The organism is Limosilactobacillus frumenti DSM 13145 (assembly GCF_001436045.1).
Classification (GTDB): domain Bacteria; phylum Bacillota; class Bacilli; order Lactobacillales; family Lactobacillaceae; genus Limosilactobacillus; species Limosilactobacillus frumenti.
Genome location: NZ_AZER01000022.1, coordinates 1 through 1,463, shown reverse-complemented (window position 1 = coordinate 1,463; position 1,463 = coordinate 1). Strand labels below are relative to the sequence as shown.

Sequence of the window (1,463 nt, the reverse complement as noted above, 5' to 3'; positions counted from 1 at the left end):
CTGAAGTGAACCCCCATAGTTGGACAAATACATCCAACTATGGGGGTTTAGTATGGTCAAATTCAGTTTTGAAGTTAAATTAAAAGCAGTTCAAATGTATTTATCTGGAATCGGTTCCACGACAGTCATTCGACGATTGGGGATCAAAAAGAAGGATTACGTTCTGATGTGGGTGGCGCGTTATCGAAAATATGGGATCCAAGGTTTAGAAATTCGTCAGCCCAAATATTATTACTCTGGTGATTTTAAGCTGCGTGTCCTAAACTGGAGAAAGCAACACAAAGCTTCGTTTGCACAAACCGCGCTCCGTTTTGATATTAGTAATGCCAGCACTATTGGGGCATGGCAAAAGAAACTAGATCAAGGCGGTAAAGAAGCTTTGTTTACAAAAAAGGGGCGGACAAAGCATATGGTTACCGATCACCATCGACAAGCTAGTAAAAAATTAACTGAGTTACAGCGGTTAAAGGCAGAGAATCGAGCTTTAAAAGTGGAGAACGAATACTTAAAAAAACTCGAGGCCTTAGTTCAGCATCGCGGACAGTCAAAGAAGAGTACCAAATCATCCAAGAACTAAGGCAAGAATTTGGATTTAGTTTAACGGAAATCTTACCGTATACCACGATCAAGCGCAGTACGTTCTATTATCAAGTTCATCGCTCAAAAACCCATGCCAATCAAGACTTATTGCAAGTAGTCATCGAAATTAAGCACCAACATCCTTGTTATGGATATCGAACGGTGACTGATGAACTTCACCGGCGTGGCTTTCAGGTGAATCATAAGCGGGTTAATCGTCTCATGCGTGAAAACGACTTATCAGCTCAGATGTACAACCGTCAAACTCGTAAATACAATTCAGCCATTGGTCCGCAAGGCAAGAAGGCCAAGAATCGGTTACACCGCCGCTTTCAAGCTGATCGTCCATATCAGAAGATGGTTACCGATGTCAGCGAATTTCGTTATGGTCATTTCAGCCAAGCTGAGCGGGTATACCTATCACCAATCAAAGATTTATGTACTGACGAAATTGTGAGTTTTAATATTAGTGATCGTCCCACAACTGAGTTTGTGATGAAGCCACTAAGACAGTTAATTAGTGAACGACCAGCACTTAACTACCGTATGACAATTCATAGTGACCAAGGAATTCAATATCAAACGAAGGTCTGGCGTCAAACGCTGAAAAATAACCATATCTTTCAAAGTATGTCGCGGCGAGCAACCTGTTTAGATAACGCACCGATGGAGAGCTTCTTTCACACCATGAAAGTTGAATTATATTATGAGCATCGTTACGACAGTAAAGCAGAGTTGATCCAAGCAATGAAAGATTGGATCAAGTACTACAATCAAGATCGCATCAAACACAAACTAAAAGGCAAGACACCGATTGAATATCGGCATCTTGCCTTAGCAAAAGTGGCGTAAATGAAAGTGTCCAACTTACAGGGTTCACTTCA

General features: G+C 41.2%; 2 protein-coding genes. Both read left to right on the top strand.

All coding sequences use genetic code 11. The annotated features are described in order from the left end of the window. The first annotated feature begins 52 nt into the window (after positions 1–52). On the top strand, positions 53–577 hold the full coding sequence (locus FD27_RS08960) for a helix-turn-helix domain-containing protein (protein WP_057752119.1): 525 nt from the start codon (positions 53–55) through the stop codon (positions 575–577). Beyond that, positions 502–1,431 carry an IS3 family transposase gene (locus FD27_RS07445; RefSeq protein WP_151495778.1) on the top strand — a complete coding sequence of 310 codons (930 nt, stop codon included), beginning with the start codon at positions 502–504 and terminating at the stop codon, positions 1,429–1,431. The genes FD27_RS08960 and FD27_RS07445 overlap by 76 nt, the downstream gene beginning before the upstream one ends. Positions 1,432–1,463 lie beyond the last annotated feature (32 nt).

What these genes read in the sequence shown, in the direction of transcription:
- FD27_RS08960 (WP_057752119.1), top strand. Translation starts at nt 53, where the DNA reads ATGGTCAAATTCAGTTTTGAAGTTAAATTAAAAGCAGTTCAAATGTAT.